This window comes from Rhodanobacter sp. Root179 (assembly GCF_001428465.1).
Classification (GTDB): Bacteria; Pseudomonadota; Gammaproteobacteria; order Xanthomonadales; family Rhodanobacteraceae; genus Rhodanobacter.
Genome location: NZ_LMHR01000088.1, coordinates 199,569 through 226,416, shown reverse-complemented (window position 1 = coordinate 226,416; position 26,848 = coordinate 199,569). Strand labels below are relative to the sequence as shown.

The 26,848-nt window shown below is 68.2% G+C and carries 28 protein-coding genes, 2 tRNA genes and 1 other RNA gene; 7 read left to right on the top strand and 24 right to left on the bottom strand.

The genetic code is table 11. The features are described from left to right. Positions 1–9 precede the first annotated feature (9 nt). Positions 10–588, top strand: coding sequence for a Slp family lipoprotein (locus ASD82_RS16180; RefSeq protein ID WP_056718823.1), 579 nt, complete (start codon positions 10–12; stop codon positions 586–588). 47 nt (positions 589–635) lie between these two features. Here the strand turns inward: ASD82_RS16180 and ASD82_RS16175 are convergent, their stop codons facing one another. The 8 genes from ASD82_RS16175 to ASD82_RS16145 all read right to left on the bottom strand — a co-directional run bounded on the left by ASD82_RS16175 (position 636) and on the right by ASD82_RS16145 (position 5,786). Then, positions 636–980 (bottom strand): histidine triad nucleotide-binding protein, encoded by a 345-nt coding sequence (locus tag ASD82_RS16175; RefSeq protein ID WP_056718822.1) that lies wholly within the window; start codon positions 978–980, stop codon positions 636–638. Between the two features lie 24 nt (positions 981–1,004). Next, a complete protein-coding gene (gene recR / locus ASD82_RS16170) occupies positions 1,005–1,607 on the bottom strand; it encodes a recombination mediator RecR (RefSeq protein WP_056718821.1) in 603 nt (200 codons plus the stop codon). A 107-nt stretch (positions 1,608–1,714) separates the two neighbouring features. Then, a complete protein-coding gene (locus ASD82_RS16165; RefSeq protein WP_040672683.1) occupies positions 1,715–2,038 on the bottom strand; it encodes a YbaB/EbfC family nucleoid-associated protein in 324 nt (107 codons plus the stop codon). Continuing rightward, positions 2,038–3,717 carry a DNA polymerase III subunit gamma/tau gene (gene dnaX / locus ASD82_RS16160; protein WP_056718820.1) on the bottom strand — a complete coding sequence of 560 codons (1,680 nt, stop codon included), beginning with the start codon at positions 3,715–3,717 and terminating at the stop codon, positions 2,038–2,040. Before dnaX ends, ASD82_RS16165 begins: the two co-directional genes overlap by 1 nt. Positions 3,718–3,798: 81 nt before the next feature. Continuing rightward, an RNA gene (gene ffs / locus ASD82_RS17485) (signal recognition particle sRNA small type) lies at positions 3,799–3,895 on the bottom strand. 217 nt (positions 3,896–4,112) lie between these two features. Further along, positions 4,113–4,202: transfer RNA gene (locus ASD82_RS16155), tRNA-Ser, on the bottom strand. A gap of 94 nt (positions 4,203–4,296) precedes the next feature. Then, the gene (locus tag ASD82_RS16150; RefSeq protein WP_056718819.1) at positions 4,297–5,055 is read right to left on the bottom strand and encodes an MBL fold metallo-hydrolase; all 759 of its coding nucleotides are present in this window, start codon (positions 5,053–5,055) and stop codon (positions 4,297–4,299) included. After that, a complete protein-coding gene (locus tag ASD82_RS16145) occupies positions 5,052–5,786 on the bottom strand; it encodes a 3-deoxy-D-manno-octulosonic acid kinase (protein ID WP_056718818.1) in 735 nt (244 codons plus the stop codon). Before ASD82_RS16145 ends, ASD82_RS16150 begins: the two co-directional genes overlap by 4 nt. Before the next feature lie 35 nt (positions 5,787–5,821). Here ASD82_RS16145 and ASD82_RS16140 point away from each other — a divergent pair, with 35 nt between their 5' ends. Further along, complete coding sequence (locus ASD82_RS16140; protein WP_056718817.1) at positions 5,822–6,874, top strand: glycosyltransferase family 9 protein; 1,053 nt, start codon at positions 5,822–5,824, stop codon at positions 6,872–6,874. 12 nt (positions 6,875–6,886) lie between these two features. Here ASD82_RS16140 and ASD82_RS16135 read toward each other — a convergent pair whose 3' ends face one another. The 4 genes from ASD82_RS16135 to hisS all read right to left on the bottom strand — a co-directional run bounded on the left by ASD82_RS16135 (position 6,887) and on the right by hisS (position 11,129). Then, positions 6,887–7,285, bottom strand: coding sequence for a DUF6165 family protein (locus ASD82_RS16135; protein WP_007805148.1), 399 nt, complete (start codon positions 7,283–7,285; stop codon positions 6,887–6,889). A 25-nt stretch (positions 7,286–7,310) separates the two neighbouring features. Next, complete coding sequence (locus tag ASD82_RS16130; RefSeq protein WP_056718816.1) at positions 7,311–9,257, bottom strand: aromatic amino acid lyase; 1,947 nt, start codon at positions 9,255–9,257, stop codon at positions 7,311–7,313. 40 nt (positions 9,258–9,297) lie between these two features. Next, positions 9,298–9,591: a GIY-YIG nuclease family protein gene (locus ASD82_RS16125; protein WP_056718815.1), complete on the bottom strand. Its 294-nt coding sequence runs from the start codon at positions 9,589–9,591 to the stop codon at positions 9,298–9,300. 149 nt (positions 9,592–9,740) lie between these two features. Next, positions 9,741–11,129, bottom strand: a complete 1,389-nt coding sequence (hisS, locus tag ASD82_RS16120; RefSeq protein WP_056718814.1) for a histidine--tRNA ligase — start codon at positions 11,127–11,129, stop codon at positions 9,741–9,743. A gap of 164 nt (positions 11,130–11,293) precedes the next feature. Between hisS and ASD82_RS16115 the strand changes: the two genes are divergently transcribed. Continuing rightward, positions 11,294–11,370 (top strand) — tRNA-Pro (locus ASD82_RS16115). A 61-nt stretch (positions 11,371–11,431) separates the two neighbouring features. On the opposite strand, the gene ASD82_RS16110 is transcribed toward ASD82_RS16115, so the two are convergent. The 8 genes from ASD82_RS16110 to ASD82_RS16080 all read right to left on the bottom strand — a co-directional run bounded on the left by ASD82_RS16110 (position 11,432) and on the right by ASD82_RS16080 (position 20,060). After that, the gene (locus ASD82_RS16110; RefSeq protein ID WP_056718813.1) at positions 11,432–12,244 is read right to left on the bottom strand and encodes a ferritin-like domain-containing protein; all 813 of its coding nucleotides are present in this window, start codon (positions 12,242–12,244) and stop codon (positions 11,432–11,434) included. An 11-nt stretch (positions 12,245–12,255) separates the two neighbouring features. Next, positions 12,256–13,731, bottom strand: a complete 1,476-nt coding sequence (gene purF, locus ASD82_RS16105; protein WP_056718812.1) for an amidophosphoribosyltransferase — start codon at positions 13,729–13,731, stop codon at positions 12,256–12,258. Between the two features lie 27 nt (positions 13,732–13,758). Next, positions 13,759–14,388, bottom strand: coding sequence for a CvpA family protein (locus ASD82_RS16100; RefSeq protein ID WP_056718811.1), 630 nt, complete (start codon positions 14,386–14,388; stop codon positions 13,759–13,761). Between the two features lie 24 nt (positions 14,389–14,412). After that, positions 14,413–15,426, bottom strand: coding sequence for an SPOR domain-containing protein (locus tag ASD82_RS16095; RefSeq protein ID WP_056718810.1), 1,014 nt, complete (start codon positions 15,424–15,426; stop codon positions 14,413–14,415). 64 nt (positions 15,427–15,490) lie between these two features. After that, entirely contained in the window at positions 15,491–16,789 is a 1,299-nt protein-coding gene (gene folC / locus ASD82_RS16090) for a bifunctional tetrahydrofolate synthase/dihydrofolate synthase (RefSeq protein ID WP_056718809.1), read from the bottom strand. Positions 16,790–16,865: 76 nt separating this feature from the next. After that, positions 16,866–17,030 (bottom strand): hypothetical protein, encoded by a 165-nt coding sequence (locus ASD82_RS17965; protein WP_200950338.1) that lies wholly within the window; start codon positions 17,028–17,030, stop codon positions 16,866–16,868. Positions 17,031–17,139: 109 nt separating this feature from the next. Further along, the gene (locus tag ASD82_RS16085; RefSeq protein WP_056718808.1) at positions 17,140–19,638 is read right to left on the bottom strand and encodes a heavy metal translocating P-type ATPase; all 2,499 of its coding nucleotides are present in this window, start codon (positions 19,636–19,638) and stop codon (positions 17,140–17,142) included. Continuing rightward, the gene (locus ASD82_RS16080) at positions 19,635–20,060 is read right to left on the bottom strand and encodes a heavy metal-responsive transcriptional regulator (RefSeq protein ID WP_056718807.1); all 426 of its coding nucleotides are present in this window, start codon (positions 20,058–20,060) and stop codon (positions 19,635–19,637) included. The genes ASD82_RS16085 and ASD82_RS16080 overlap by 4 nt, the downstream gene beginning before the upstream one ends. Before the next feature lie 214 nt (positions 20,061–20,274). Here ASD82_RS16080 and ASD82_RS16075 point away from each other — a divergent pair, with 214 nt between their 5' ends. Together ASD82_RS16075 and ASD82_RS16070 are read left to right on the top strand one after the other, a co-directional pair. Then, positions 20,275–20,727 carry a PA2169 family four-helix-bundle protein gene (locus ASD82_RS16075; protein WP_056718806.1) on the top strand — a complete coding sequence of 151 codons (453 nt, stop codon included), beginning with the start codon at positions 20,275–20,277 and terminating at the stop codon, positions 20,725–20,727. A 52-nt stretch (positions 20,728–20,779) separates the two neighbouring features. Next, the gene (locus tag ASD82_RS16070; RefSeq protein ID WP_235580743.1) at positions 20,780–22,039 is read left to right on the top strand and encodes a mechanosensitive ion channel domain-containing protein; all 1,260 of its coding nucleotides are present in this window, start codon (positions 20,780–20,782) and stop codon (positions 22,037–22,039) included. Between the two features lie 12 nt (positions 22,040–22,051). Here the strand turns inward: ASD82_RS16070 and ASD82_RS16065 are convergent, their stop codons facing one another. Then, positions 22,052–23,491 (bottom strand): PLP-dependent aminotransferase family protein, encoded by a 1,440-nt coding sequence (locus tag ASD82_RS16065; RefSeq protein ID WP_056718805.1) that lies wholly within the window; start codon positions 23,489–23,491, stop codon positions 22,052–22,054. 91 nt (positions 23,492–23,582) lie between these two features. Here ASD82_RS16065 and ASD82_RS16060 point away from each other — a divergent pair, with 91 nt between their 5' ends. Continuing rightward, positions 23,583–24,380 (top strand): hypothetical protein, encoded by a 798-nt coding sequence (locus tag ASD82_RS16060; RefSeq protein ID WP_056718804.1) that lies wholly within the window; start codon positions 23,583–23,585, stop codon positions 24,378–24,380. Between the two features lie 9 nt (positions 24,381–24,389). Next, a complete protein-coding gene (locus ASD82_RS16055) occupies positions 24,390–24,860 on the top strand; it encodes a cupin domain-containing protein (RefSeq protein ID WP_056718803.1) in 471 nt (156 codons plus the stop codon). Positions 24,861–24,880: 20 nt separating this feature from the next. Here ASD82_RS16055 and ASD82_RS16050 read toward each other — a convergent pair whose 3' ends face one another. Genes ASD82_RS16050 through ASD82_RS16040 form a run of 3 tightly spaced genes read right to left on the bottom strand, consistent with a single transcriptional unit; the run spans position 24,881 to position 26,839 of the window. Then, positions 24,881–25,249, bottom strand: a complete 369-nt coding sequence (locus ASD82_RS16050) for a metalloregulator ArsR/SmtB family transcription factor (RefSeq protein ID WP_056718802.1) — start codon at positions 25,247–25,249, stop codon at positions 24,881–24,883. A gap of 4 nt (positions 25,250–25,253) precedes the next feature. Beyond that, entirely contained in the window at positions 25,254–26,339 is a 1,086-nt protein-coding gene (gene arsB / locus ASD82_RS16045; protein ID WP_056718801.1) for an ACR3 family arsenite efflux transporter, read from the bottom strand. Next, on the bottom strand, positions 26,336–26,839 hold the full coding sequence (locus ASD82_RS16040; RefSeq protein WP_056718800.1) for an arsenate reductase ArsC: 504 nt from the start codon (positions 26,837–26,839) through the stop codon (positions 26,336–26,338). The genes arsB and ASD82_RS16040 overlap by 4 nt, the downstream gene beginning before the upstream one ends. Positions 26,840–26,848: the final 9 nt, after the last annotated feature.

Sequence of the window (26,848 nt, the reverse complement as noted above, 5' to 3'; positions counted from 1 at the left end):
GAAATCCCCATGTCCCTGTACCGCCCATTGACGCTCGCCGCAGCCCTGGCCTTGCTGGCAGGCTGCGCGACGATTCCGAAACCGCTGGAAGGCACCTACGCCGACGTGTCCACCGCAAGCGCACAGCAAGGCGGCGCCGGCGGTACGCACGTGCGCTGGGGCGGCGAAATCATCAAGACCGAGCCGGGTCCCCAGCAGACCTGCTTCTACCTGCTGTCCCGCCCGCTCGACAGCCAGGCGCGCCCCACGGCCGGCAGCAACGGCGAGAATCTCGGCCGCTTCGTGGCCTGCCGCAATGGCTTCTACGATCCGGAAGTGTTTGTTCGCGGCCGCGAGCTGACCGTCACCGGCACCCTGCACGGCACGGTGTCGCAGAAGGTCGGGGAGTTCGACTACGCCTACCCGCGGGTGGAGGCCGACGTGGTCTACCTGTGGCCGAAGCGGCCGGTGGTGGTGAACTATCCGCCCGGCTTTTATGACCCGTTCTGGGGTCCCGGCTTCGGTCCGTATTGGGGCGGTTATCCGTACGGCGGTTTCTATCCGCGCCGGGTGATCGTGGTGCGCCCGCCCCCGCCGCCGAAGAAATAAGCATCCAGAAAAACGCCGGCTCGCAGCCGGCGTTTTTTTCTCCCATCTCAGCCCGGCGGCCAGTGCAGCCGGCGGCCGGCGAGCAGATGCACGTGCAGGTGGAACACGGTCTGGCCGCCATCCTCGTTGCAATTGATCACGGTGCGATAGCCCTGCTCGGCAAAACCCTCCGACTTGGCGTAGCTCGCCGCCGCCAGCAGCAGCTTGCCGAGCAGTTCCGCATCGTCCGCCACCGCATCGTTGAGCGTGGCCAGCGGCTTCTTCGGAATGAACAGCACGTGCACCGCAGCCTGCGGATTGAGGTCGCGGAAGGCCAGCACCTCGTCATCCTCGTAAACGATGTCCGCCGGTATCTCGCGCCGGATGATCTTGCTGAAAATCGTGTCGCTCATGTCGGGCTCCCTCGGATCAAGGCTTCAGTCCAGCAGCTGGCGGCCGCCGAAGGCGTGTGCCAGCGTGCTGCGGTCGACGTATTCCAGTTCGCCGCCCAGCGGCACGCCATGCGCCAGCCGGGTCGGCCGCACGCCGCCGGCGCGGGCCAGCCGGGCCAGGTAATGCGCCGTGGCCTCGCCTTCCACGGTGGGGTTGGTGGCGATGATCAGTTCCTCGACCTCGCCCTCGCCCAGGCGCTGGCTCAGCTGCAGCAGGCCCAGCTCTTCCGGCCCCAGGCCATCGAGCGGCGACAGGCGACCCATCAGCACAAAATACTGGCCGCGAAAACCGGTGGCCTGCTCGATCGCCGCCAGATCGGTCGGCGACTCCACCACGCAAAGTACCTGGCGGTCACGAGTGGCGCTGGCGCACAGCGCGCACAACGGCTCTTCGCTGAAATTGCGGCAGCGCTCGCAATGACCGATGCGCTGCATCGCCTGTTCCATCACTGCCGCGAGTTTCAAGCCGCGATCGCGCTCACGCTCCAGCAGATGGAAGGCCATCCGTTGCGCACTCTTGCCGCCTACCCCGGGCAGGCAGCGCAGCGCTTCGATCAGTTCGGCGAGAAGTGGGGAGCCTGAGGTCATGGATGATTGAGAAGTGAGTGGAGAGGGGTGAGGAGTGAGAGAAAAAGCGAAGAGCCGAGTGCTGGTGCCTTCTCTCTCTTCTCACTCCACTCCACTCACTCCTGCCTTCAAAACGGCATCTTGAAGCCGGCCGGCAGGTTCATGCCGGCGGTGACGCCGCCGAGCCGGTCCTTGCTGACCTGGGCCACCTTGTTCACCGCGTCGTTGATCGCGGCGGCGACCAGGTCTTCGGCCATCTCGGGATCGTCGGCGAAGGTCTGCCGGTCGATCTGCACGCGGCGGACTTCGTGGGCGCCGGTCATCACCACGCTGACCAGGCCGCCGCCGGCGCTGCCGGTGACTTCCAGTTTGGCGATTTCCTCCTGCGCGCGCTTCATGTCTTCCTGCATGCGCTGGGCCTGCTGCATCAGCTGACCGATCTGTCCTCTCATCACCTGGCTCCGGATTCGTTGTCAAAGGGCTTGATGGATTGCGGCACCACGCGTGCGCCGAAATCGCGCTTCAGCGTCTGCACCAGCGGATCGTCCTCGATCGCCTGCTCGGCAGCGGCCTGTGCGCTGTTGCGTGCCTGCGCGGCGCGAGCCGCGGGGGTCTGCGCGCCGGCGGCCTGGTTCTGGCTCACGAAACGCAGCTTGATGCGCTCGCCCAGCGCGTTGCCGATGCGCTCCTCCATCTGGCTGACCATCGGCTCGACCGCCATGCTCATGTGCGCCGGTTGCAGGGCCAGCACCAGGGTCTGGCCGTCGCGTTCACGCAGGATGGCGTTCTGCGCCAGCACGCTGAACGGGCCACGCAGGCCGGCGCGCTCGATCAGCGATTCCCAGTCGGGCAGGCCATCGGCATCGCGTGTCACGGGAACAGCCGGCGCCGGCGCGGGCGCTGACGCAGCGGCCACCGGAGGAGCAGAAACTTCCACGGCACGCACCGACGCGGCGGGAGCACGCGCGGGCGCGGGCGCAGGCGGCCGCGGTGCGGCGGCTTGATTGCTCGCCGGTCGCTCGACGCGCGCCGACGGCGCGCCGTCGCCGGGACGAAACGCCAGCATGCGCAACAGGGCCATCTCGAAACCGGTGCGCGCATCCGGTGCCAGTGCGAGATCACGCCGGCCCGAGGTGGCAATCTGGTAGTACAGCTGCACGTCTTCGGGCGTGATCCGTTCGGCCAGCGACGACAGCTCACCGTCGTCCTCGCTGGCTTCGTCGGGGCGATAGCCGGGAATCAGCTGGATCAGCTGCAGGCGATGCAGCACACTGGCGATATCGTCCAGCACGCCGCCGAAATCCGGCGAATACGACGCGATCTGTCGGCACTCGACCAGCAGCCGCTCGCCATCGCCGGCGGCCAGCGCATCGAGCACGCCCAGCACCTGCCCCCGCGCCACGCTGCCCAGCATCGTGCGCACGTCGTCGGCATGCAACGCACCGCCGCCATAGGCGATCGCCTGATCCAGCAACGACAGGCCATCGCGCAGCGAACCGTCGGCGGCGCGTGCCAGCTCGCCGATCGCGCTGTCGTCGTAGCTGATGTTCTCGGCGCCCAGGATGTGCCGCATCTGGCCGGAGATCTGCTCCGGCAGCAGCCGCTTCAGGTTGAACTTCAGGCAGCGCGACAGCACCGTCACCGGCAGCTTCTGCGGGTCGGTGGTGGCAAGCAGGAACTTCACGTGCGGCGGCGGTTCTTCCAGCGTCTTCAGCAACGCGTTGAACGCGTTCTTCGACAGCATGTGCACCTCGTCGACCAGGTACACCTTGAAGCGGCCGCGCGACGGTGCGTACTGGGCGTTCTCGATCACCTCGCGCACGTCGTCCACGCCGGTGTTGCTGGCCGCATCGATCTCCAGCAGATCGACGAAGCGCCCTTCGTCCACCGCCGTGCACACCGAGCACTCGCCGCACGGATCGGCCGACTGGCCGCGCTCGCAGTTCAGCGACTTGGCGAAGATGCGCGCGATGGTGGTCTTGCCGACGCCGCGGGTGCCGGTGAACAGGTAGGCGTGGTGCATGCGGCCGGTATCAAGCGCGTTGGTCAGCGCACGCACCACGTGTTCCTGCCCGACCAGTTCGGCGAACTTGCGCGGACGCCACTTGCGGGCGAGTACTTGATAGGACATGGCTACCAACGTTGGGGCAAAGACCGATTGTGCCAAGTCGGGGCGGCCAAGTCAGTAACGGCACGCCCGAAATGGCGGCGGCCCCGCCAGCCACACCCCGGCACCCGAATCATTCGCTACCGTTGCTTCCTTCCGGACCTGGCGGAGTTTGCGAACTATCGTCGCGGGGGGACCGACGGGGCCACCATGGACGTCAAGCGATATCGCTTGGTTGTTTTGCTGTTGCGCCAGCCCGTCAAGGCTGTCGCACTACTCGGATTCTGGCGGAGAGAGCGGGATTGCTCGGCCCATCCTGGACCTCACCCCTCGCTCCGCGAGGGGCCAGCCTGTGGCTGTCCAAATTCGTTCCAGACGAATTTGTCGAACCTCAGCCTGCGTCGTACGGTTTCACTCACTGGCGGAGAGAGCGGGATTCGAACCCGCGATAGGTTTTACCCTATACACACTTTCCAGGCGTGCTCCTTCAACCACTCGGACACCTCTCCGCATGGGTGAAACCGCCTCTGCCAAGCATGCGTTGCCCGACAAAGAAGCGGAAGGATAGCCGCAGGCTCGGATACAGGCAAGCGACCAGGTCGCTCAGCCAGCATCAGCGCGAGGCGCAGAAGGTGGCGCCAGCGCAACACGCTCGCCCGTGGCAGCCACACGATAACCACGGGCAGCCAGCGCTTCACCATCGGCAGCGCTGCCGTAGTGATAGAGGATCATCTGCCGACGCAGCGCTGCGGGGTACTCGCGTTCGATGTCGTCGATGCCGGTGTGCGAGGGGTTGCCGACCAGGCTGCAGTCGTGGGCGATCAGCCCCGTGCCCCCGGCATGGCGCGCCAGCACCTCGGGGATCGGCCGGGTGTCGCCGGTATAGGCGAAGCAGCCGTCCAGGGCGAGTCCGTACGAGGTTCCCGGCACGTGATGGCGGGTGGCGAACACGTCGAACCACAAGCCGTCCAGCCAGAAGCCGCGCGTGCACGGGATCAGCCGGAACGCTTCCCAGAAATTCACGCCACCTTCGGCCAGCACGCCGGGGTAGTCAGCCACGCGCGCCTGCAACCAGGGCATCAGGCCGGCATGCAGGAAGACGCGGGTGGTGCCGCGCAGGTGCCCGTCGAACCACAGCTTGATGAACAGTCGCTCCAGTCCGGCGACATGGTCCATGTGGGTGTGCGTGATGAAGATGGCCGACGGCAGCGCGTCGTAGGTCGCCATGTAGCGGTCCAGCGTATCGGGGCCGCAATCGACCAGCAGCAGCGGCACGCCATCGCGCTCGAGCACCGCCGCGGAGGAGCCGAGCTCCGCCGCGTGCGCCGCGCCGACGCCGAGAAAGTTCAGATGCCAGTTCATGGATTGAGCGTACGCCCATAGCGGTACAGCAGGGGTTGCCACAGGGTTTCCTCGAACGCCGCCTCGCCCGCGGCGGCGGCGGCGCCAAGCTTGAGCAGCGAGCGGCGCAGGCGTTGCAGATTGGCTTTTCGCCAGCTTTCGGCGGGAATGCGCATGCGTCCGCGATCGAAGTCGATCAGGTACAGCTGCTCCGGCGTCACCAGCACATTGTGCGCATTGAGATCGGCGTGCCAGACGCCGACGCGGTGAAAGCGTGCCACCAGCGCACCGACCTCTTCGGCCAGTTCGCCGTCCATCCGCCCGCTTGCCAGGCATTCGGCCAGGGTCTGCGCGTCGGCGATGCGGCGGGTGATCAGGTCGGCGCTGTAGAACAGGCCATGCCGGCGATAGCGCGCGGCCACCACGACCGGGCCGGGCAACTCCAGCCGGGCGATCTCGGCCAGCACGCGGAATTCCGCAAACGGACGGGTGCGCGCGGCGCCCGTCCACAGGTAGCGATCGCCCATCAGCGCCGCCACCAGGCCACCGCGACGATAATGCCGCAGCACGCATTCGCCGATCGGCGTGGTGATGATCGCGACGCCGCCGCGGCCACCCGACTGCGTCCGCAACGCACCGCGTTCGCCCCAGTAATCCGCGGCGAACCATTCATGCCCGACTTGTGACGACACCGTCGCGTCGAACAGAATCGCGCCTTCGGCATCGTTGTGGGTTCGTTCCTGCATCATCATGCCCGGTGAATGCCCACGATTCTAACCCAGGCCCCATGACCCCGAACCCGACACCCTCTTCGATCTGCCTGTTGCGCACCTCCGCCATCGGCGACGTCACCCACGTGGTGCCGCTGCTGCGCACCCTGCAGCAGGCATGGCCGAACACGTCGCTGACGTGGGTCGTGGGCAAGCTCGAACGCAAGCTGGTCGGCGATCTGCCCGGTGTGGAGTTCGTCACCTTCGACAAGGCCGCCGGCTGGGCCGGCATGCGCGCGGTGCACGCGGCGCTGCGCGGACAGCGCTTCGATGCCTTGCTGCAGATGCAGGTGGCGATGCGCTCGAACCTGCTGAGCCTGGGCATCAGCGCCGATCGCCGCGTCGGCTATGACCGCGCGCGTTCGAAGGATCTGCACGGGCTGGTCATCAACGAACGCATCCCGGCGCGCAGTGGCGAACACGTGCTCGATGCGATCGGCAGCTTTTGCGAGCCGCTCGGCCTGAAGCAGACCCGGGTGCGCTGGGATATTCCGATTCCGGACGAGGCGCATGCATGGGCCACCGAACAGCTGCCCGGCGACGTGCCTACCCTGCTGGTCAGCCCCACCTCCAGTCACGCGCTGCGCAACTGGCGGCCGGAGCGCTACGCGGCGGTCATGGATCATGCCGCCACGCGGGGCTGGCGCGTGGCGCTGATCGGCGGGCCTTCCGCCGGCGAACGGGCGATGGCCGATGCGGTGCTGGCGGCCTGCCGGCGCCAGCCGCTCGACCTCACCGGCAAGGACACGCTGAAGAAGCTGCTGGCGATGCTGGGCGGGGCGCAGCTGCTGCTGACTCCCGACTCCGGCCCGATGCACATGGCCAACGCGGTGGGCACGAAGGTGCTGGGCCTGCATGCCGCGAGCAATCCGGATCGCTCCGGGCCGTACTCCGACCGCCGCTGGTGCGTGAACAAATACGACGAGGCGGCGCGCAAGTACCTGGGCAAGCCGGCCGGCGATCTTCCCTGGGGCAGCAAGATCGAGAAGCCCGGCGTGATGGACCTGATCAGCGTCAGCGACGTGGTCGAACGCTACGAGGCCGCGGCACGGGAACTCGGCCTCGGCTGAAACGCCGGAGACTCAGACCGCGCGGTAATCCTGGTACGACTTTTCCTCGACCAGCTGCGAGCCGAGCTTGAGGTTGATCTCGCGCTTGAACGCGGCCCGCTCGTCGTTGCGGAAATACACCGCGCGCGCCAGTTCGATGAACTCCTGGTCGAACGCCTGGGCTCGCTCCTTCAGGCGGATCCTGTCCTCGATGTCCCACAGCAGCTCGTTCACCGCCAGCAGGCGGGCGCGCTCGTCCGAGATGTCGGTTTGCGAGGCGGCATCGTTGGCCCAGGTGGCATTGAGCAGGTCCAGCTCGTTGCGCACGTTGGCCAGTTTCGCCTCGTCGGCAATGCGGCGCGACTTGATTTCGAGGATGGTGATCTTGTCGATCAGTTCGCCGTAGGACACCGGGGTCTGAATCAGGCTCATGAGATGTATTTCCTGGAAAGTCGAATCAGTGGCCGGCGCGGAACGCGCCGTCCCGCACGAGTGCGCAGACCGCGCGGATGTCGCCGTCCATCGCGCGGTCGCGATGCATGAAACCGATCTGCCCGCGCAGCACCGCGTGGGCTTCGCGCACGCTGACGCCGGCGTGGAAGTCGCCCGCGCCGGCCAGTGCCCCGGCCAGTTGCTGCACCTCGGCGACGAACTGCGGGTGGTGCGGCTGGTCTTCGCGCGGCGCGTTGGCGATCTTCGCCGCCAGCGCCTGCCAGCCACCGCGCGTGGCCAGCCGGCGGGCCGCGTTGAGCATCTCCTGACGGTAGTCCAGCGCCTGCGCCGCGGTGTACAGCTCCAGCGCCAGCACGTGGCCGAGGTCCTCCATCATCTCCAGCACGTGGCGCGCCTCGTTGGCGCCCATCGAGACGTGATCCTCGGCATTCGCGCTGGTGGGCACCGAATACACGCTGGCCGGATGCGCCCGGGTGGCCAGGTCGTTGACCAGCGCCGCCGCGGTGTACTGCACGATCATGAAACCGGAATCGGTGCCATCCTCGTTGCCGGTGAGGAAGGCCGGCAAACCATCGTTCGTGGCCGGGTCGACCAGCTTGTTGAGCCGACGTTCGGAGATCGACGCCAGCACCGGGATCGCCGCCTTCACGTAGCTCATCGCCAGCGCCAGCGGCATGCCGTGGAAGTGGCCGGCCGAGATCACCTGCTCCTCGATGAACTGCGCGTCGTCGTTGTCGGGGAAGATCAGCGGATTGTCGGTGACCGAGTTCAGCTCGATGTCGAACACCCGGCACGCCTGCGCCCACGCATCGCGCACCGCGCCATGCACCTGCGGCATGCAGCGCAGGCTGTAGGCATCCTGCGGCTGGTGCTTCTTGCCGCCCTTGAACGGCAGGAAGCGGCTGTAGAACGCCTCGCGACCGTGGCGCTGGTTGGCCGGCACCCAGTCCCAGCCGATATCGAAGCTGAGCGCCTGGTCGTCCGGTTCGCTCCACGCCTCGGCGGTCCACGACTTGAAGCGCGGCACCAGGTGATACGGAATGTCGAGCAGGGTCGAGCCGGCCAGCCGCTCGCGCACGCGCGCCGCCACATCCACCTGGCCCGGATGCGGGCGCAGGGCGTGCACTTCCGGGCGCAGCGCGCCGCTGCGGCCGGCGAACGCGTCGAGGGTCATCGCCGCCGCCACGTCGGCCGTGTCCAGCAAGGCCTCCAGCGTGTCCAGCGCCAGCGCGCCGGTGGCCAGCATCTGCGCGGTGCCGTTGTTCAGCGCCAGGCCTTCCTTGAACGACAGGCGGATCGGCTGGAGTCCGGCGCGCTTCAGCGCCTCGCCGCCGCTCATCCGCTCGCCGCGATGGAACGCCTCGCCGCCGCCCAGCAGCACGATCGCCAGGTGCGACAACGGCGCCAGGTCGCCGCTGGCGCCCACCGAACCCTTCTCCGGCACCACCGGCACTACGCCGGCATTGAGCATCGCGGTCAACGCTTCGAGCGTGCTGACGCGGATGCCCGAGTGCCCGCGCATCAAGGTGTTGATGCGGATCAGCAACATCGCCCGCACCACGTCCTCGCCAAAGGGCTTACCCACACATACCGCGTGGGTGATGATCAGGTTGTGCTGCAGTTCCTCCATCAGCGTGCCCTCGGGCGCGCCGGCGTGGCTGGCCGACAGCTCGTCGCGCACGCGGTGCGCGCCCAGCAGCTTGTCGGCGTTGCTGCCGAAGCCGGTGGTGACGCCGTAGGTCGGCTCCCCGCAGCTGACCTTTTCGGCAAGGAAATCCGCGGCGCGCTGCACGCGTGCGAGCTGCGCCTGATCCAGCGCCACCGAGGCCCCCTGCCGCGCCACCGCCACCAGCTGCGCACGCGTCAGGCTGCTGCCGTCGAGAAGAATCGTTTTGCTCACTGAAAAATGCTCCGCATTTGTTGCGTCATTCCCGCGAAGGCGGGAATCCATACTTTCCGTTACCGGACACTCATAACGATGAGCGCCCGTGCTACAGCAAATCTTCCCAGAGATCCCGCCACTGCGGATTGCCTGCTTCAACCAACTCCAGCTTCCACGCGCGATTCCACCACTTGAGCTGCGTCTCGCGCGTGATCGCCGACGGAAAGTCGGGATGGAACTCAAACCACACCAGCTGCTTCACGCCGTAACGCCTGGTGAAACCTTCAACCACACCGTCCCGGTGTTCCCACACACGCAGCCTGAGGTTTCCCGTCACGCCGATGTAGAGCGTGCCGCGTTCGCCGCTGGCCATGATGTAGACGGCCGGTTGCCTGGGAGTCATCCATGTCTCCGTGAAGTTTGTTCTCTTTTGCCGTCATTCCCGCGAAAGCAGGAATCCACCTTGGCGTTGCGACAAAGTCAAAATGGATTCCCGCTTTCGCGGGAATGACGGCTGTGGAAGATGATGCTTTGAGTCAACCCGCAACGCCATCAACCCATCGCCGCGGCCTGCTCCAGCTCCACGCGCAGCGTCTTGATCAGCTCGCTGCGCGCCACTTCGAACTGGTCCTCGCGGCGCAGGTCCTTGACCGTGACCATGCCCTTGGCGATTTCGTCTTCGCCCAGCACGATCACGAAGCGGATGCCGGCGCGGTCGGCGTACTTGAACTGCTTGCCCAGCTTGCCGCCTTCCAGCACCACCTCGGTGGCGATGCCGGCGCCACGCAGTTCGCCGGCCAGCGCCAGGTAGGCGGGCAGCTGCGCTTCGTCCATCTGGGTCACCAGCACGTCGACCGTGCTCTTGGCCGTGTCGATCAGGCCGGCGTCGCGCAACTGCCAGTACAAACGGGTCAGGCCGATCGAGATGCCCACGCCGGGCAGGTGCGACTTGGTGTACTGGCCGGCCAGGTTCTCGTAGCGCCCGCCGGAACAGATCGAGCCGATCTGCGGGTGGTCGTTCAATGTCGTTTCGTAGACCGTGCCGGTGTAGTAGTCGAGGCCGCGGGCGATCGACAGGTTCAGCGCGTACGCGCTTTCGGGCACGCCGAACGCGTGGATCAGGTTCAGCACTTCCTTCAGCTCGGCGCGGCCCTGCTCCATCGCCTCCGGGCCGGGGCCCAGCGCATCGAGCTTGTCCAGCGCGTCCTGCAGCGAGGTGGAGCGCACCTGCACGAAGGCGAGGATCTTCGCCGTCACCTCGGCGGCGAGGCCGAAGGCTGCGCCGGTCAGCGTGTCGCGCACATAGTCGGCGCCGCGCTTGTCCAGCTTGTCCACCTCGCGTAGCACCAGCATCTGCTGCTCGGCGTCGAGCACGCCCAGGCTTTCGAAGTAGCCACGCATCAGCTTGCGGTTGTTCATGTGGATGGTGAACGGACCGATGTCCAGCTCGCGGAACACGCTGTGGATCACCGCGGGAATCTCGGCGTCGTAACGCACCGACAGCGAGTCCTTGCCGATCACGTCGATGTCGCACTGGTAGAACTCGCGGAAGCGACCGCGCTGGGCGCGCTCGCCGCGGTACACCTTCTGCATCTGGTAGCGACGGAACGGGAAGCTCAGGTCACGCTCGTGCTCGGCCACGTAACGCGCCAACGGCACAGTGAGGTCGAAGCGCAGCGCCAGTTCCGGCATGCCTTCGTCGACCTTGCCGGCCGCGTTGAGCGCGCCGGTGGACTGCACGAAATAGACCTGGCGCTCGGTCTCGCCGCCGGTCTTGGTCAGCAGCACGTCGGAGAACTCGATGACCGGCGTTTCGATGGCCAGGAAGCCGAAACGCTCGTAATTGCGGCGGATCACGTCGAGCATGCGCTGGAATGCGATCTGGTCGAGCGGCAGCAGCTCGAGCACGCCGGGCATGGTGCGGGCCGGGGTAAGCGCCATGGAATCCTCTACTGACGGGGTGGACATTCCGCCGCGCGAAGGCGCGCGACGGCAGCCGTCAAGATTAACAGAACGCCAGCAGCCTTCCCCAGCATCGTCGCCAGCCGGATCGCGCAAACCTGTTGCCAAGCTCCCGATCCGCGATTAAGATACGCGGCTTCCCACGGGGTGTAGCTCAGCCTGGTAGAGCGCTACGTTCGGGACGTAGAAGTCGCAGGTTCGAATCCTGTCACCCCGACCAAAATTCGATAAAAAAGCCGGCCTTGCGCCGGCTTTTTTATTTGGCCTCGCCGCCGGCCCGCTCAGCCCGGCATCGGCGACAGCGCCGCCAGGCGGTCCAGTTCCTCTTCCAGGAAGCCCGCCTCCAGTCGTGCCGGCCGGTTGAACGGGCCGCGCAGGGTCGCGCCCATGTAGTCGCGCAGCAGGACGAAGAAGGTGTCGATCGGATCGACGCCGTCGCGCTCGCAGCAGTGCCGGTACCAGCGGGTGCCGGCGGCGACGTGGGCCACTTCCTCGCGCAGGATCACCTCGAGGATCGCCACCGTGCGCTGGTCGCCCAGCTTGCGCAGGCGCTCGATCATGCCCGGCGTGACATCCAGTCCGCGCGCCTCCAGCACGCGGGGCACCAGCGCCATCCGGGCGGTGTCGTGCGCGGCGGTCTTCTCGGCCATCGCCCACAGGCCGTCGTGCGCGTCGAAGTCGCCGTAGGCATGGCCCAGCTCGGCCAGCCGTGCCGACAGCATGGCGAAGTGCCGGGCCTCGTCGTGGGCGCAACTGGCCCAGTCGCGGTAATAGTCGGCCGGCTTGTCGCGATAGCGGTAGACCGCGTCCCAGGCCAGGTTGATCGCGTTGAACTCGATGTGCGCCACCGCATGCACCAGCGCGGCCCGCCCTTCGGCGCTGCCCAGCCCGCGCTGGGGCACCTGCCGTGCATTGACCAGGCGCGGCTTCGCCGGGCGGCCGGGCGCGCCGATCGGCTCGGGTGGCGGCGAGTCGGGATCGGCACGCAACTCGCCGGCGAGAAAGGCCTGCCAGGTTTCGTGGGTCAGGCGCAGCTTCTCGGCCGGGTCGGTGGCGTCGAGGCAGCGCCTGGCAGCAGCGTGGAGATCAGTCACGAGGCACGGATTCAGACGACGCGCCGTGCCGCCTTGGCGTCGTCCGAGCGCAGCATTTCGATCTGCTCCAGGTAACGCTGGTCGAGTCCGGTGACGTACTCGCCCGAGAAGCAGGAGGTGTCGAACTGCTGCAGGTTCTCGTTGCCGTCCTGCACCGCCCAGATCAGGTCCTTCAGGTCCTGGTAGATCAGCCAGTCGGCGCCCAGCACGTGCTCCACTTCCTGCTCGGTATGCCCGGCGGCGACCAGCTCCGAGGTGGACGGCATGTCGATGCCGTAGACGTTCGGGTAACGCACCGGCGGCGCGGCGGAGGCGAAGTAGACGTTTTTGGCGCCGGCGTCGCGGGCCATCTGGATGATCTGCTTCGAGGTGGTGCCGCGCACGATCGAGTCGTCCACCAGCAGCACGTTCTTCTTGCGGAACTCCAGGTCGATCGCGTTGAGCTTGCGGCGCACCGATTTCACCCGCTCGCCCTGCCCCGGCATGATGAAGGTGCGGCCGATGTAGCGGTTCTTGACGAAGCCCTCGCGGAACGGCACGCCCAGCGCGCCGGCCAGCGCGCTGGCGGCGGTGCGCGCGGTGTCGGGGATCGGGATCACCGCGTCGATGCCGTGGTCCGGGCGCAGGCGCAGGATCTTCTCGGCCAGCTTCTCGCCCATGCGCAGGCGCGCCTTGTACACCGAGACGTCCTCGATCATCGAGTCGGGCCGCGCCAGGTACACGTATTCGAAGATGCATGGCGTATGCGTCGCGCCCTCGGCGCAGCGGCGACTGTGCAACTGGCCGTCGTCGGTGATGATCACCGCCTCGCCCGGCGCCACGTCGCGGATGCGCTTGAAGCCCAGGATGTCCAGCGCCACCGACTCCGAGGCCACCGCGTATTCACGGCCTTCGCCGGTGATCCGCTCGCCCAGCACCAGCGGGCGGATGCCGTTGGGGTCGCGGAACGCGATCAGGCCGTAGCCCAGCAGCAACGCGATGCAGGCATAGCCGCCGCGGGCCCGCGCATGCACGCCGGCCACCGCCTTGAAGATGTGGTCCGGGGTCAACGCCATGCGGTCCTGGATCTGCAGCTCGTGCGCCAGCACGTTCAGCAGCACTTCGGAGTCGGATTCGGTGTTGATGTGGCGGCGATCGCCCTCGAACATTTCGCGGCGCAGTGCGTCGGTGTTGACCAGGTTGCCGTTGTGCGCGAACGCGATGCCGTAGGGCGAATTCACGTAGAACGGCTGCGCCTCGGCCGAACCCTCGGAGCCGGCGGTGGGGTAACGGCAGTGACCGATGCCGATGCGCCCGCGCAGGTCCGCCATCGCGCTCTGGCCGAACACGTCGCGGACCAGGCCATTGCCCTTGTGCAGGCGCAGCCGCGAGCCGTCCACGGTGGCGATGCCGGCGGCGTCCTGGCCGCGGTGTTGCAGCACCGTCAGTCCGTCATAAAGCGCCGATGCCACTTCGGTGGTACCGACAATGCCGATGATTCCGCACATGGTTGTTGCCTGCTTCGGGAGATGTGTTCAGAAATTCCGGGGCGGCGCAGCCGAGCTGGCTGCGGCCGGCGATGCCGGATGGATGGAGGTCGCCGCTGGCGCGGGGGACGCGCCGGATATGGAGGCAGGCAGGGTCGCGGGCAAGCCGGACAGGCGATCGAGCACGGCCGGCGGGTGGATGTAATCGCGCAGGCCGGGCGGCACCTGCTGGCCCAGCCAGACCGCCACGTGCTGGAACTGGGGCAGCAGCACGGACTGCTGCCACCATGGATCGCGGGTGAACGCGGTGAAGCCGATCAGGAATACCAGCAGGGTCACCAGCAGCACGCCCCGCACCAGGCCGAACAGCATGCCGAGCAGGCGGTCGGTGCCGGACAGGCCGGTGCTTTCGACCAGCCGGCTGATCACGAAACGCAGCAGCGCGCCCAGGATCAGCACGGCGACGAAGCACAGGCCGTAACCCACGATGATCCGCGCCGAGGGCAGCTCGATCACGTGCTCGAAATGTCGGGCCACCGCCGGGCCGAAGCTCCACGCCACCCAGAACGCGGCGATCCAGATCACCAGCGCCAGCACCTCGGAAACCAGCCCGCGCCACAGCCCAACCAGGACGGACAGGGCCAGCACGCCAAGGATGATGTAGTCGGTCCAGTTCATGGGTTCGCCAGCTTGCCGCTGAACTCAGGGCACCGGGACGACGTTGCCGTCGATGCCCAGCTTCGCCTTGATCTGGTCGTGCACGCGCTGCGCGTCGCCGCGCTGGGTCTGCGGGCCGGCCCGCACGCGCCACAACTGCTTGCCGCTGGCCTGCACCGAATCGACGAAGCTGTCGAAACCGTTCGCGCGCAGCTTGTCGCGCAGCGCGATCGCGTCGGCCTGGGCGCTGACCGCCGCCAGCTGGACCGCCCAGCCACCGGCCCTGGTGGACTCGTGGGCCACGGGTGCGCTGGCCGGCGCGCTGTCGCGGCTGGCGTCCTGTTCCAGCCGCGCCGGCACGCCGGGAATCGACTGGGTGATCTTCAGCCGGGCCGCCTCGGCCGCGGCACGCGTTTCGAACGGGCCGGCGGTGACCAGGGTGCGCGGCTTGCCCGCCTGGGTGATCGTCTGGCCGCTGACCGGATAGCCCAGGGCGCGCACGCGACGTTCGAGGCTGGCCGCGCCGGCGGCGCTGGCATAGGCACTGAGGTTGAGCGTGTAGTTGCCACGACCGACCGCGGCAGGTGTCGGCGCGGGCTTCGGGGTGACCGCCACCGGCTTGGCCGGTTCGACGGACGCAGGCGGCTTGCTAGCCACCGGCGGGGTCGTTGCCGTCGGCTTGTCCCGCTGCGGAATCACCGGCTGGCTGGGCGACGCGCCCGAACCGATGGTCACCGTGGTCGGCGGCGGCGCCTGGCCGGCCTGCGGATCGGTCTCCACGTCGCGCGGACGGCTGGAGCCGATGTTCACCGTGGCCAGCCGGTCACCTGATCCGGGCGTGACGGTTTCGGCCGGTGGCGCCACCGTGCCCGAGGCACTGGCGGCGTCGGGCGCAAGGCTCATGGTGCGGGTCTGCAGGTCGCGATCGGGTGCCGGCGGAATCGCCAGGTTGACGGCCTGGTCGCCACCGGGGGCTGGCGGCGTACTGGAAAAGAACATCGGCACGAACAGAACCGCCAAGGCAATCAGGACGGCGGCTCCCAGCAGGCGTGTTTTCAAGTTATCGCTCCAGGACGGCAAAGGCAGTGCACAACACGGCGATTATACCTGCCGCGGGCAACGGTCATCCGGCGTCGACGCCGCCCGCCATGGCCGCGTGTTCAGCCAGCACCGCAGTGGCCACGAAAAACGAGCCAAACGCGAGAATGCAGTCGCCCGCTTTCGCGGCGGCACGCGCCGCCTGCAACGCCGCCGCCACGTCGGCGTGCGCCGTGCACGAGGCCTGCGGCAGGGTCTGCCGCAGGATGATGCCCAGCGCATCGACGCTCATGCCGCGCGGGCTGTCCCGCTCCAGCCCGGCCAGGTGCCAATGATCGACGCGGTCGCCGAGCGCCGCGATCACGCCCGCGGCATCCTTGTCGGCCAGCGCACCGTACACGGCACGCACCGCGGTCTCCGGTTGCGCGTCCAGCCATTCGGCCAGGGCGCGGGCCGCCTGCGGGTTGTGCCCGACATCCACCATGATCGGGATCTCGCCGCTGATCAGCTGCAGTCGCGCCGGCACCCGCACCTCGTGCAGGCCCACGCTGATCGCGGCAAAGAACGCGCTGGGCGTGAGCCTCTCGTCACCCAGCGCGTGCAGCGCGGCGATCGCCGCCGCCGCGTTCGCGTACTGCACCGGCGCGGACAGGGCCGGATCGGGCAGCTCCATCGCGCTGCCGTCGCGGTGGCGCCAGCGCCAGCCGTCGGCATGGCGCTCGACGCTGAAATCGATGCCGGCGCGCTCGACCCGGGCGCCGCAGGCGTCCAGCGCGGCGAGCAGGCCCGCTGGCGGGTCCAGCTCGCCCACGATCGCCGGTCGCCTGGCCCGCGCGATGCCGGCCTTCTCGCGACCGATGCTGTCGCGATCCGGCCCGAGCCAGTCCATGTGGTCCAGGTCGACCGTGGTGATGACCGCTGCGTCGGCGTCGATGATGTTGACCGCATCCAGTCGCCCGCCCAGGCCCACTTCCAGCACGGCCACGTCGAGCTCGGCCCGCGCGAACAGGTCCAGCGCGGCCAGCGTGCCGAACTCGAAATAGGTCAGCGGGACGCTGCCGCGCGCAGCCTCGATCCGCTCGAACGAGGCGATCAGCGCCGCGTCGTCGGCATCCGCCCCGTCGATGCGCACGCGCTCGTTGTAGGCCAGCAGGTGCGGCGAGGTGAATGCCCCCACGCGGTGGCCCGCGGCGCGCAGCATCGCCTCCAGCAAGGCCACCGTGGAGCCCTTGCCATTGGTGCCGGCGACGGTGATCACCTGCCGCGCCGGTGCCGGTGCGCCCATCCGCGACCACACCTCGCGTACCCGTTCGAGGCCCAGCTCGATGCTGTGGACGTTGACGCGTTCCTGGTACGCCAGCCATTCGGCGAGTGTGCGGCTCATGCGGTGACTTTGTGCTGGAGAGTGGCAGCGTCCGCGCCGATGCGCGAACGGAAGGCACGAAGTCTAGGGCATGCGCTCAGCCAAACGGATGAATGCCGCTGTAGTGCAAGGCCATGTACAGGGCGAACGCGCTCCACAGGGTCTTCCTCAGCGCCCTGCCCACGAACAGCGCAGCCATCAGGCCGAGCAGCAGGGGCAGGTATTTGTCGAGCGTGCCGTGGGTTTCGTGAATGACGTTCATGGATGCTCTCCGGCACCACCGTGGTGCGGGAGCATGATCGAACGGACGCGCCGCCGGCCATAGTCGCCACCGTCAAGCATCGTCGGTGACAATCGTCACGACGCAGGCCTCACAGCGGCGCACGCCGCAGCCGCAAGGCATTGCTGACCACCGACACCGAGCTGAGGCTCATCGCCAGCGCCGCGATCATCGGCGACAGCGTGATGCCGAACCACGGATACAGCACGCCGGCAGCCAGCGGCACGCCCACCGCGTTGTAGACGAAGGCGAAAAACAGGTTCCGGTGGATATTGCGCACGGTGGCCTGCGACATCTTGCGCGCCCGCACGATCGCGCCCAGCTCACCCTTGACCAGGGTCACCGAGGCGCTCTCCATCGCCACGTCGGTGCCGCCGCCCATCGCGATGCCGACGTCGGAAGCGGCCAGCGCCGGCGCGTCGTTGATGCCGTCACCGGCCATCGCCACGCGGCGGCCCTCGGCCTTGAGCCGGTTCACCACCGCAGCCTTGTCCGCCGGCGAGACATCCGCATGCACCTCGTCGATGCCCAGCGCACGCGCCACCGACTGCGCGGTGGTGGCGTTGTCGCCGGTGAGCATCACGATGCGCAGGCCGGCCGCGTGCAGCGCCTCGATGGCGGCGGGCGTGTCCGGCTTGATCCGGTCGGCCACCGCCAGCAGCGCTGCGAGGGTGCCGTCGACGGCGAGGAACATCACCGTGGCGCCGTGTTCACGCAGTTGCTCGGCACGGATGCTCGCATCGTCGGTGACCGCAGCACGCGACTCGGCCATCAGCTTCGCATTGCCCAGCGTCACCGTGCTGCCGTCCACCGTCGCGCTGACGCCGCGCCCGATCAACGAACGAAACCCCGTCGCCGCCAGCACCGCCACGCCTTCGGCATCGGCGGCCGTGACGATCGCCCGCGCCAGCGGATGTTCGCTGGGCCGCTCCAGTGCGGCAGCCAGCGCCAGCAATTGCTCGCGCGACTGCTCGCCCAGGATCACCAGCGCGGTCAGCGCCGGCTTGCCTTCGGTCAGGGTGCCGGTCTTGTCCACCACCAGGGTGTCGATGTCGCGCAGGGATTCGATCGCGCCGGCGTCCTTGAACAGCACGCCATGCTGCGCGCCGCGACCGCTGGCGACCATGATCGAGATCGGCGTGGCCAGGCCCAGCGCGCAGGGACAGGCGATGATCAGCACCGACACCGCGGCAATCAGCGCATGCGTCAGGCGCGGTTCCGGCCCGGCCATCGCCCAGGCGGCAAAAACCAGCAACGCGATCCCCACCACCGCGGGCACGAACCACGCCGCGACCCGGTCGGCCACGCGCTGCAGCGGCGCGCGGCTGCGTTGTGCCTGCGCCACCAGCGCCACGATCTGCGCCAGCAGGGTTTCGCCGCCGACCTTCCGGGCGCGCATGGTCAGCGCGCCGTCCTGGTTCACAGTGCCGCCGGTGACCGGATCATCCTTCGCCTTGATCACCGGCATCGGCTCGCCGGTGAGCATCGACTCGTCGACGTGGCTCTCGCCGTCGATCACCACGCCGTCGACTGGCAGCTTCTCGCCGGGGCGCACGCGCAGCACGTCGCCGGCGCGCACCTCGTCGAGTGGCACATCGCTTTCGCTGCCGTCGGCGGCGATCCGCCGCGCGGTCTTCGGCGCCAGCCCCAGCAACGCCTTCAGCGCCGCCCCGGTGCGCCGCCGCGCGCGCAGGTCCAAGAAATCGCCCAGGGTGACCAGGCTGACGATCACCGCCGCCGACTCGAAATACACCGCGACGCGGCCATGGATGTCGCGGAAACCGCCCGGAAAAATGCCGGGCAGCAGGAACGCCACCGCGCTGTACAGCCACGCCACGCCGGTGCCCAGCGCGATCAGCGTATACATGTTCGGCGACCACGGGTTCAGCGAGCGCCAGCCGCGCCCGAAGAACGGCGCGCCGCCCCACAACACCACGACGCTGGCCAGCACCGCCTCGACCCAGCCGGCCACGCCAGCCCACCGCGCGGGCAGATGCCAGCCGAACAGGTGCGGTCCCATCGCCAGCGCAAACACCGGCAAGGTCAGCGCCACCAGCCATCCGAAGCGCCGCGTCATCGCCCGCAGTTCGCCGCCGTCGTCGTCGTCCAGCGAAGGCATCATCGGTTCCAGCGCCATGCCGCACTTCGGGCAGTCGCCGGGGCCGACCTGCTGCACTTCCGGATGCATCGGGCAGGTGTAGATCGTGCCGGCAGGCGCAGCCGGCGCGGGCTGGCGCTCGCCCAGGTACGCGGCCGGGTCGGCCACGAACTTCTCACGGCAACGCGCCGAGCAGAAGTAGTACGGGTGGCCGTCGTGTTCGGCGCGCTGTTTCGCGGTGTGCGGGTCCACGCTCATGCCGCAGACCGGGTCCTTCACCCGGTGCGCAGCGTGGTCATGATCGTGGGCGGCAGGTGCGGCCAGATAACGCGCCGGCTCCGCCTCGAACTTCGCCTTGCAGCCGCCGCAGCAGAAGTGGAAGGCCTGCCCGTCGTGCATGGACTGATGCTTCGACGTGGCCGGATCGACCGTCATGCCGCAGACCGGGTCGGTCGCCTTGCCGCTGCCGTGGCAGCACGCCTGCGCGTTCATGCCGACACCTCTTCGTCGTTCAGCGCGCGCAGGATCGGACACTCCTCCGGCTTGCCGTGTCCGGGACACGAGGCCACCAGTTGCGCCAGTCCATCGCGCACGCGCTGCAGTTCGACGATGCGCTGCTCGATCGCCGCCAGCCGCTTTTCCGCCCGCCGTTTCACCGCCTTCACCCCGCGCTGGCGATCCGCCGACAGCGCCAGCAGTTCGCGGATCTCCTCCAGCGTGAAGCCAAGATCCTTGGCGCGGCGGATGAAGCGCAGCTGCGCCACCGTGGCCTCGCCGTAGCTGCGATAGCCGGAAGCACGCCGTTCGGGTTCGGGCAGCAGGCCTTCGCGCTCGTAATAACGGATCGTGTCGATCGCCACGCCGACGCGCCTGGCGACGGCACCGATGGTCAGGGAGGTGAGTTTTGTGTTCATGCACACAGTCTAGACCCTTGATCAAGGTCCAGAGTCAAGCAGCGAGACGCGCCCTTCTCCGGCGCGCACTCAGCCGCGCAACGACGCATCAAGATGAACGCAAACCACGGGTCTGAACAAAGCCGTGGCGCTTCCGTCACCTGCGTTCCCGTGTACTCGTCCACGGCGATTCCCCTGCCACCATCGTTCCCATCGGAATCCGCAAGGAGAACTCATGAATAACCAACACGACATCAAGACCCTCAACAGCCTGATCGAGACCACGCTGGACAGCGCCGACGGCTACGCCGAAGCGGCCAAGGATGCGAAAAGCGAACCGCTGGTCTCGCTGTTCCGCGCGCGCTCCGGCGAGCGCCGCACCGCGGCGTCGGCCCTGCAGAACTGCGTGCGCTCGCTGGGCGGCAAACCCGAGGACGACGGCACCGTGCTGGCCTCGGCGCACCGGATGTTCGTCAACCTGCGCACCAGCCTCACCAAGGCCGACAACAAGGCCGTGGTCGACGAGGTCGAACGCGGCGAGGATCACATCAAGTCGAAATTCGAGGACGCGATGAAGGACGACGAGATCTCGCCCCATACGCTGTCGGTGATCGCCGATGTCTACACTTCGGTGCGCAACGGCCATGACCAGATGCGCGACATCAAGCAGGCGTTCCACGCCAACTGAGCGTGCCAGCTATCCGACTCGCGATTCGGCAACGAACGAAGGGCACCGCAGGGTGCCCTTCTTCGTGGAGCATGCGCCACGCACATCCGCCAGCCGACATTTCTTCCACATCGAAAGCGGCAGGCTGGACACCATGCTGAGCGATTTCCTCTCGACCTGGGCCGCTGATCCGTGGGCACGCCTTGGCCTGGCGCTGGTGGCCGGCCTGGTGCTTGCCCTGCTCGTGCGCGTCGTGGCCCATGCCGCGCTGGACCGCGTGGCGACGCGGCAACCGGTGCTTTCGGACATCCTGCGCCGCGCCAGCGGTCCGATGGAGTGGGTGCTGCCCCTGCTGGCGCTGGCGATCTGCCTGCGCACCTGGCCCGCCAGCGTCTCGCCGCTGTTCACCCTGCTGCAGCATCTCTCGCTGATCGCGTTGCTGGGCGCGTGTACGTGGCTGGTGGTGCGCTGCATCGGCGCGTTCGAGGATGCCGCGATCCGCAACCATCCGATGGACGTGGCCGACAACCTGCGGGCGCGCCGCGTGGTGACCCAGGTGCGCGTGCTCGGACGCACGGCCGACGTCATCGTGATCATCCTGGGCGCCGCGATCATCCTGATGACCATTCCCGGCGTGCGCCAGCTCGGCACCAGCCTGCTCGCCTCGGCCGGCGTGGCGGGCCTAGCGATCGGACTGGCCGCCAAACCCGTGCTGAGCAACCTGATCGCTGGCCTGCAGATTGCCCTGACCCAGCCGATCCGGCTCGACGACGTGGTGATCATCGAAGGCGAATGGGGCCGCATCGAGGAGATCACCGGCACCTACGTGGTGGTGCGCATCTGGGACGAACGACGGCTGGTGGTGCCGCTGAACTGGTTCATCGAGAACCCGTTCCAGAACTGGACCCGGCAGAGCGCGCAACTGATCGGCACGGTGTATCTCAAGCTCGACTACCGCACGCCGCTGGCGCCACTGCGCGAGGAACTGGCGCGGCTGTGCGACCAGTCGGAACTGTGGGATCGCCGCGTCTGCATCCTGCAGGTGACCGACACCGACGAACACGCCATGCAGCTGCGCGCCCTGGTCAGCACCTCGGATTCCGGCCGTGGCTGGGATCTTCGCTGCCTGGTGCGCGAAGGCCTGATCGCCTTCATCCAGGCCCACTATCCCGACGCGTTGCCGCGCTGGCGCGGCGAACTCAGTCGCGGCGGGCCGGCTCCGGACCTTCCCGATCCTGCCGTGCCGCCCGCGCAGCACAGCCCTTCGCCCGAGGATGAAGGACCGCTGCGTCCGCACGATGACGGCGCTGGCGCCACGCCGATCCGGGCGTGACCGCGTGACGCCCTAGAGTTTTCGCAACGACCGGCGCAGGCCGGCCAGCGCCGCCGAAATGTCCGCCGCGTCGATCACGCCATAGCCGAAGGTCACCGCCGGCTCGACATCGCGTGTCATCGCGTAGTCGGCGGTGGCTTCCGCCCCGGCGGCGGCACGCAACACCACCGGCATGAGCTTCGATGCCCGCGCCGGGTCGCGCAGACGCGCGGCCAGATGCAGACCCGCTTCGGAGGGGATCGGCTGCAGCCATTCACCGAGCCCGCGCTGCAGACCGTCGAGCAAAGCCTCGCGCCGCGCGGCGTAGATCGGCCGCATGTGGCGCACATGCCGCGCCAGGTGGCCGTCGCGGATGAAGGCGGCCAGCGCGGCCTGGGTGATGCCGTCGCAATGCGAGTCGACGCAGTGCTTGACCGTGACCAGCCCGCTGCGCGCCCACGCCGGCGCCACCACGAAACCCTTGCGCAGCGAGGGGAACATGCTCTTGGAGAAGGTGCCGACGTAGAACACCTGCGCGTCGCGATCCAGCGTCTGCAGGGCATCCAGCGGGCGGCCACCGAAGCGGAACTCGCCGTCGTAGTCGTCTTCGACGATGACGGCGTGATGGCGGCGCGCGAAATCGAGCAAGGCCGCGCGACGGCGCAGCGACATCGCCACGCCGGTGGGCGACTGGTGCGACGGGGTGACGCTGATGATGCGCACGTCCTCGGGCAGGCGCTCGACGCACAGGCCCTCGTCATCCACCGGCAACGGCACCAGCTGCGCGCCGGCCGCGGCGAACGCGGCGCGCACCGGCGGGTAACCCGGCTCCTCCACCGCCACCTTCGTCTGTCCCGGTGTGACCAGCAGGCGGGCGATCAGGTCGAACGCCTGCTGCGCGCCGGAGGTGACGATCACGTCGTCGGCGCTGCAGGCCACCGCGCGGGCAAACGCGACGTGCTGCGCGATCGCCTCGCGCAAGGCAGGGATGCCTTGCGACGGCGCATAGGCAAACGGTTCGCGCGCGCTCCTGCGCAGCGTCTGCGCCAGCAGCCGACGCCAGACCTCGTGCGGGAAATGCCGGTGATCCGGAATACCCAGGCGGAAGTTTCGCTCGGGCAGGCTGCGTGCGGGCGACGGCTGCAGGAACGGCGTGCGCCACGCCGGCGCAAAACGCGATTCGTCCACGCCCGCACGCGCTGGCCTCGACCGGCGCCGCGCGAATTCGGCGACTTGGGGCCGGGCGCCCTGGCGCGGCACCACATAGCCCTCGGCGATCAGCAGGTCGTAGGCGGCGACCACCGTATTGCGCGCCACGCCCAGCGCCTCGGCCACCTTGCGCGTGGCGGGCAGTGCAGCGTGTGGCGGCAGGCGGCCATCGAGGATCGCCGCGCGCAACTGCTGGTGCAGCGCCTGCGTGAGCGTGCCGGCGCCGCGCGGCAGCAGCACGGTGAACGGAAAAACTGGTTCCATCGAATCTCTCACGAATGGATCAACCAAGGGTCCAGATTATGCCTAGAGTCTGCACCGTACGGGCACCGCCCGCCCCACGCGAGACCAGACCATGACGAAAGCCATCTGCGAAACCTGCGGCACCCAGTACCCGAACACCCCCGCGCATTGCGCCGTGTGCGAGGACGAGCGCCAGTACGTCGGCGCACACGGCCAGACGTGGACGACGCACGAGGCGCTGAAAGCCACCCACACACTGCGCATGCAGGACGAAGCCGGCGTGCTCGGCATCGGCCTGGCGCCGGATTTCGCGATCAACCAGCGCGCGCTGTACCTGCCCACCGACGCGGGCAACATCCTGTGGGAAGCGCTGAGCCTGGTTACCGACGAAGCCGTCGCCGCGTTGCAGGCGCGCGGCGGGGTGGACCTGATCGCGATCTCGCATCCGCATTTCTACGCCTCGATGCTGGAGTGGAGCGAGGCGCTCGGCAACGTGCCGATCCTGCTGCACGAGGCGGACCGCGACTGGGTACGCCGGCCCTCGCCCAACGTGCAGCTCTGGCGCGGCGACGCGTACCGCCTGTCCGATGCGGTGACGCTGATCCGCAGCGGCGGCCATTTCCCCGGCAGCACGGTGCTGCACTGGAAGGACGGACCGCGGCCCGGCGGCGCGCTGTTCTCCGGCGACGCGCCGCACGTGGTGAGCAACCGCCGCCACGTCTCGTTCATGCACAGCTATCCGAACTTCACGCCGATGCCGCCCGAGGCCGTGCGCGGCATGCAGACGCGCCTGGCCGGCTACGCGTTCGAGGACGTCTACGGCTTCACCTGGGGCCGCAACATCATCGGCGGCGGCCGCGCCGCGGTGGATGCCTCGTTCGACATCTACCTTTCCGCCATCGCCGCCTGAGCCACGCCCATGACCACGCCATCCACCCGCCTGCACGACTACCTGCCCGCCCGCTTCAGCACCGCCGCCGCGCGGCATTGGGTGCCCTCCTCCAGCCCCGGCAAGTCGTCCAGCCCGCTGCGCTTCTTCGCCGACGACCGCGGCTTCGTCGAACTGCTGCGGATGGAACCGGGCACGGTGATGCCGCTGCACCGCCACACCGGCGAGATCCACGCGTACAACCTCAGCGGCACCCGCAAGCTGTGCACCGGCGAGCTGATCGGTCCCGGCGATTACGTCTACGAACCGCCGGGCAACACCGACTGGTGGAAGATCGTCGGCGACGAGCCGATGCTGGCGCTGGTGATCGTGATGGGTACGGTCGAATTCCTCGGCCCCGGCGGCGTGGTGACCGGACGTGCGTCGGCCAGCACGCAGCTGGCGGAATACGAACGCTACTGCCGCGAACAGGGGCTGGCGATCCAGGACCTGATGGACTGATCGCAGCGGTGCCAGGCGGCTCAGGCAGAGTTTGGCCGACGCCTGGCCGCAACAGCCCGCCGCTTGCCCGGGGCGCACTTGGCGGCGGTGGAACACGTGCCGCCGGACTGGCTGCAGCAGTGGTCGGTGAGATAGCCGATCAGGTCGTTCATCACCTCGATCACCGGCGCGTAATAAATGAAGCGCCCGCTCTGCCGGCTGCTCACCAGGCCCGCATGCGACAGCTCCTTCAGGTGGAAGGACAGCGTGGCGTTGGGCAGGCCCAGCTTTTCCGCGATCGCGCTGGCCGCCAGTCCTTCCGGCGCATGTTCGATCAGCAGCCGATAGACCGCGAGCCGCGACTCCTGGGCGAGCGCGGCGAGGATGGTGATGGCCTGTTTGTTCTGCATGACGCTACTCCCGGGCTGCTTCATACCAGCGTTTGCTGCGATTGACGATGCGCACCACCGACAGCATCACCGGCACCTCGATCAGCACGCCCACCACGGTCGCCAGCGCCGCGCCGGAATGCACGCCGAACAGGCCCACCGCGGTGGCCACCGCCAGCTCGAAGAAGTTGCTGGCGCCGATCAGTGCCGAGGGACCGGCCACGCAATGCGGCACGCCGAAGCGGCGATTGAGCCAGTACGCCAGGCCGGCGTTGAAATACACCTGGATCAGGATCGGCACCGCCAGCAGCGCGATGATCGCCGGCTGCGCGAGGATCTGCCGGCCCTGGAAACCGAACAGCAGCACCAGGGTGGCCAGCAGCGCGCCCAGCGACACCGGCCCCAGCCGCTGCAGCAGTTGCTGCAACCGCGTCTTGCCGCCGTGCGCCAGCAGCCGACGCCGCAGCAGCATGCTGAGCGCCACCGGCACCACGATGTACAGCAGCACCGACAGCAACAGCGTGTTCCACGGCACCGTGATCGAGGAGATGCCCAGCAGCAGCGCCACGATCGGCGCGAAGGCCACCACCATGATGGCGTCGTTCAGCGCGACCTGGCTCAGCGTGAACGCCGGCTCGCCGTTGCACAGGTTGCTCCACACGAACACCATCGCCGTGCACGGCGCGGCGGCCAGCAGGATCAGGCCGGCGATATAGGAGTCGAGCTGCGCCGCCGGCAGCTGTCCGGCGAACAGTTGGCGGATGAAGATCCAACCCAGCAGCGCCATCGAAAAGGGTTTTACCGCCCAGTTGACGAACAGCGTGACGCCGATGCCCTTCCACTGCCGGCGCACGCCGCCCAGCGCGCCGAAGTCGATCTTCAGCAGCATCGGGATGATCATCAGCCAGATCAGCCCCGCGACCGGCAGGTTCACCCGGGCCATCTGCATGCCGCCCAGCGCCGCGAAGCTACCAGGCAGCAGATGGCCCAGCAGCGTGCCGGCGACGATGCACAGCAAGACCCATAGCGTGAGCCAGCGCTCGAAGAAACCGATGCGGGCGCCGTCCGCAGGAACCGCGCCGGCAGCGAGTGCTGCGGATGGCTGGTTCATGCGCCGGCTTCCTCGCCGGTGAGGCTGCCGATGCGGTCAAGCGTCTGTTTCAGCTCATCGCGGCCCATCATTTCCACCGGCAGCTGCAGCAGCGCGGTAATCCGCCGCACGATCAGCGCATGCGCACGCCGGAACGCCGCGGCGGTGTCCGCTTCCCGAGCGGCCGCTGGATCAGGCAGGCCCCAATGGCTCTTCACGAAGTCGCCGAACAGCACCGGGCAGCTCTCGTTCGCCGCGTTGTCGCAAACCGTGATCACGATGTCCAGCGGCGGCGCGCCCGCCTCGGTGAAGCGATCCCACGACTTGCTGGCGAGTCCTTCGGTGGCGATGCCCCGGGCTTTCAGTTCCTCGATCGCCTGGGGATGGACGCGCCCGGTCGGCCGGCTGCCGGCGCTGAACGCCGCAAAGCGTCCCGCACCCAAGTGGTTGAGAGTGGCCTCGGACAGGATGCTGCGGGCCGAGTTGCCGGTGCAGATGAACAGGACGCGACACGGATGCATGGCGGCGAT

Bases quoted from the DNA above. Each gene is read 5' to 3' on its own strand.
- ASD82_RS16165 (WP_040672683.1), bottom strand. From the start codon at position 2,038: ATGAGAGGACAGATCGGTCAGCTGATGCAGCAGGCCCAGCGCATGCAG.
- ASD82_RS16060 (WP_056718804.1), top strand. From the start codon at position 23,583: ATGACGAAAGCCATCTGCGAAACCTGCGGCACCCAGTACCCGAACACC.
- arsB (WP_056718801.1), bottom strand. From the start codon at position 26,339: ATGAACCAGCCATCCGCAGCACTCGCTGCCGGCGCGGTTCCTGCGGAC.
- ASD82_RS16135 (WP_007805148.1), bottom strand. From the start codon at position 7,285: ATGAGCCTGATTCAGACCCCGGTGTCCTACGGCGAACTGATCGACAAG.
- ASD82_RS16180 (WP_056718823.1), top strand. From the start codon at position 10: ATGTCCCTGTACCGCCCATTGACGCTCGCCGCAGCCCTGGCCTTGCTG.
- ASD82_RS16145 (WP_056718818.1), bottom strand. From the start codon at position 5,786: ATGATGATGCAGGAACGAACCCACAACGATGCCGAAGGCGCGATTCTG.
- recR (WP_056718821.1), bottom strand. From the start codon at position 1,607: ATGACCTCAGGCTCCCCACTTCTCGCCGAACTGATCGAAGCGCTGCGC.
- ASD82_RS16075 (WP_056718806.1), top strand. From the start codon at position 20,275: ATGAATAACCAACACGACATCAAGACCCTCAACAGCCTGATCGAGACC.
- ASD82_RS16175 (WP_056718822.1), bottom strand. From the start codon at position 980: ATGAGCGACACGATTTTCAGCAAGATCATCCGGCGCGAGATACCGGCG.
- ASD82_RS16085 (WP_056718808.1), bottom strand. From the start codon at position 19,638: ATGAACGCGCAGGCGTGCTGCCACGGCAGCGGCAAGGCGACCGACCCG.
- ASD82_RS16080 (WP_056718807.1), bottom strand. From the start codon at position 20,060: ATGAACACAAAACTCACCTCCCTGACCATCGGTGCCGTCGCCAGGCGC.
- ASD82_RS16055 (WP_056718803.1), top strand. From the start codon at position 24,390: ATGACCACGCCATCCACCCGCCTGCACGACTACCTGCCCGCCCGCTTC.
- purF (WP_056718812.1), bottom strand. From the start codon at position 13,731: ATGTGCGGAATCATCGGCATTGTCGGTACCACCGAAGTGGCATCGGCG.
- ASD82_RS16125 (WP_056718815.1), bottom strand. From the start codon at position 9,591: ATGACTCCCAGGCAACCGGCCGTCTACATCATGGCCAGCGGCGAACGC.
- ASD82_RS16040 (WP_056718800.1), bottom strand. From the start codon at position 26,839: ATGCATCCGTGTCGCGTCCTGTTCATCTGCACCGGCAACTCGGCCCGC.
- dnaX (WP_056718820.1), bottom strand. From the start codon at position 3,717: ATGTCCTATCAAGTACTCGCCCGCAAGTGGCGTCCGCGCAAGTTCGCC.
- hisS (WP_056718814.1), bottom strand. From the start codon at position 11,129: ATGGCGCTTACCCCGGCCCGCACCATGCCCGGCGTGCTCGAGCTGCTG.
- ASD82_RS16100 (WP_056718811.1), bottom strand. From the start codon at position 14,388: ATGAACTGGACCGACTACATCATCCTTGGCGTGCTGGCCCTGTCCGTC.
- ASD82_RS16150 (WP_056718819.1), bottom strand. From the start codon at position 5,055: ATGAACTGGCATCTGAACTTTCTCGGCGTCGGCGCGGCGCACGCGGCG.
- ASD82_RS16065 (WP_056718805.1), bottom strand. From the start codon at position 23,491: ATGGAACCAGTTTTTCCGTTCACCGTGCTGCTGCCGCGCGGCGCCGGC.
- ASD82_RS16140 (WP_056718817.1), top strand. From the start codon at position 5,822: ATGACCCCGAACCCGACACCCTCTTCGATCTGCCTGTTGCGCACCTCC.
- ASD82_RS17965 (WP_200950338.1), bottom strand. From the start codon at position 17,030: ATGAACGTCATTCACGAAACCCACGGCACGCTCGACAAATACCTGCCC.
- ASD82_RS16050 (WP_056718802.1), bottom strand. From the start codon at position 25,249: ATGCAGAACAAACAGGCCATCACCATCCTCGCCGCGCTCGCCCAGGAG.
- ASD82_RS16130 (WP_056718816.1), bottom strand. From the start codon at position 9,257: ATGGATTCCCGCCTTCGCGGGAATGACGCAACAAATGCGGAGCATTTT.
- folC (WP_056718809.1), bottom strand. From the start codon at position 16,789: ATGAGCCGCACACTCGCCGAATGGCTGGCGTACCAGGAACGCGTCAAC.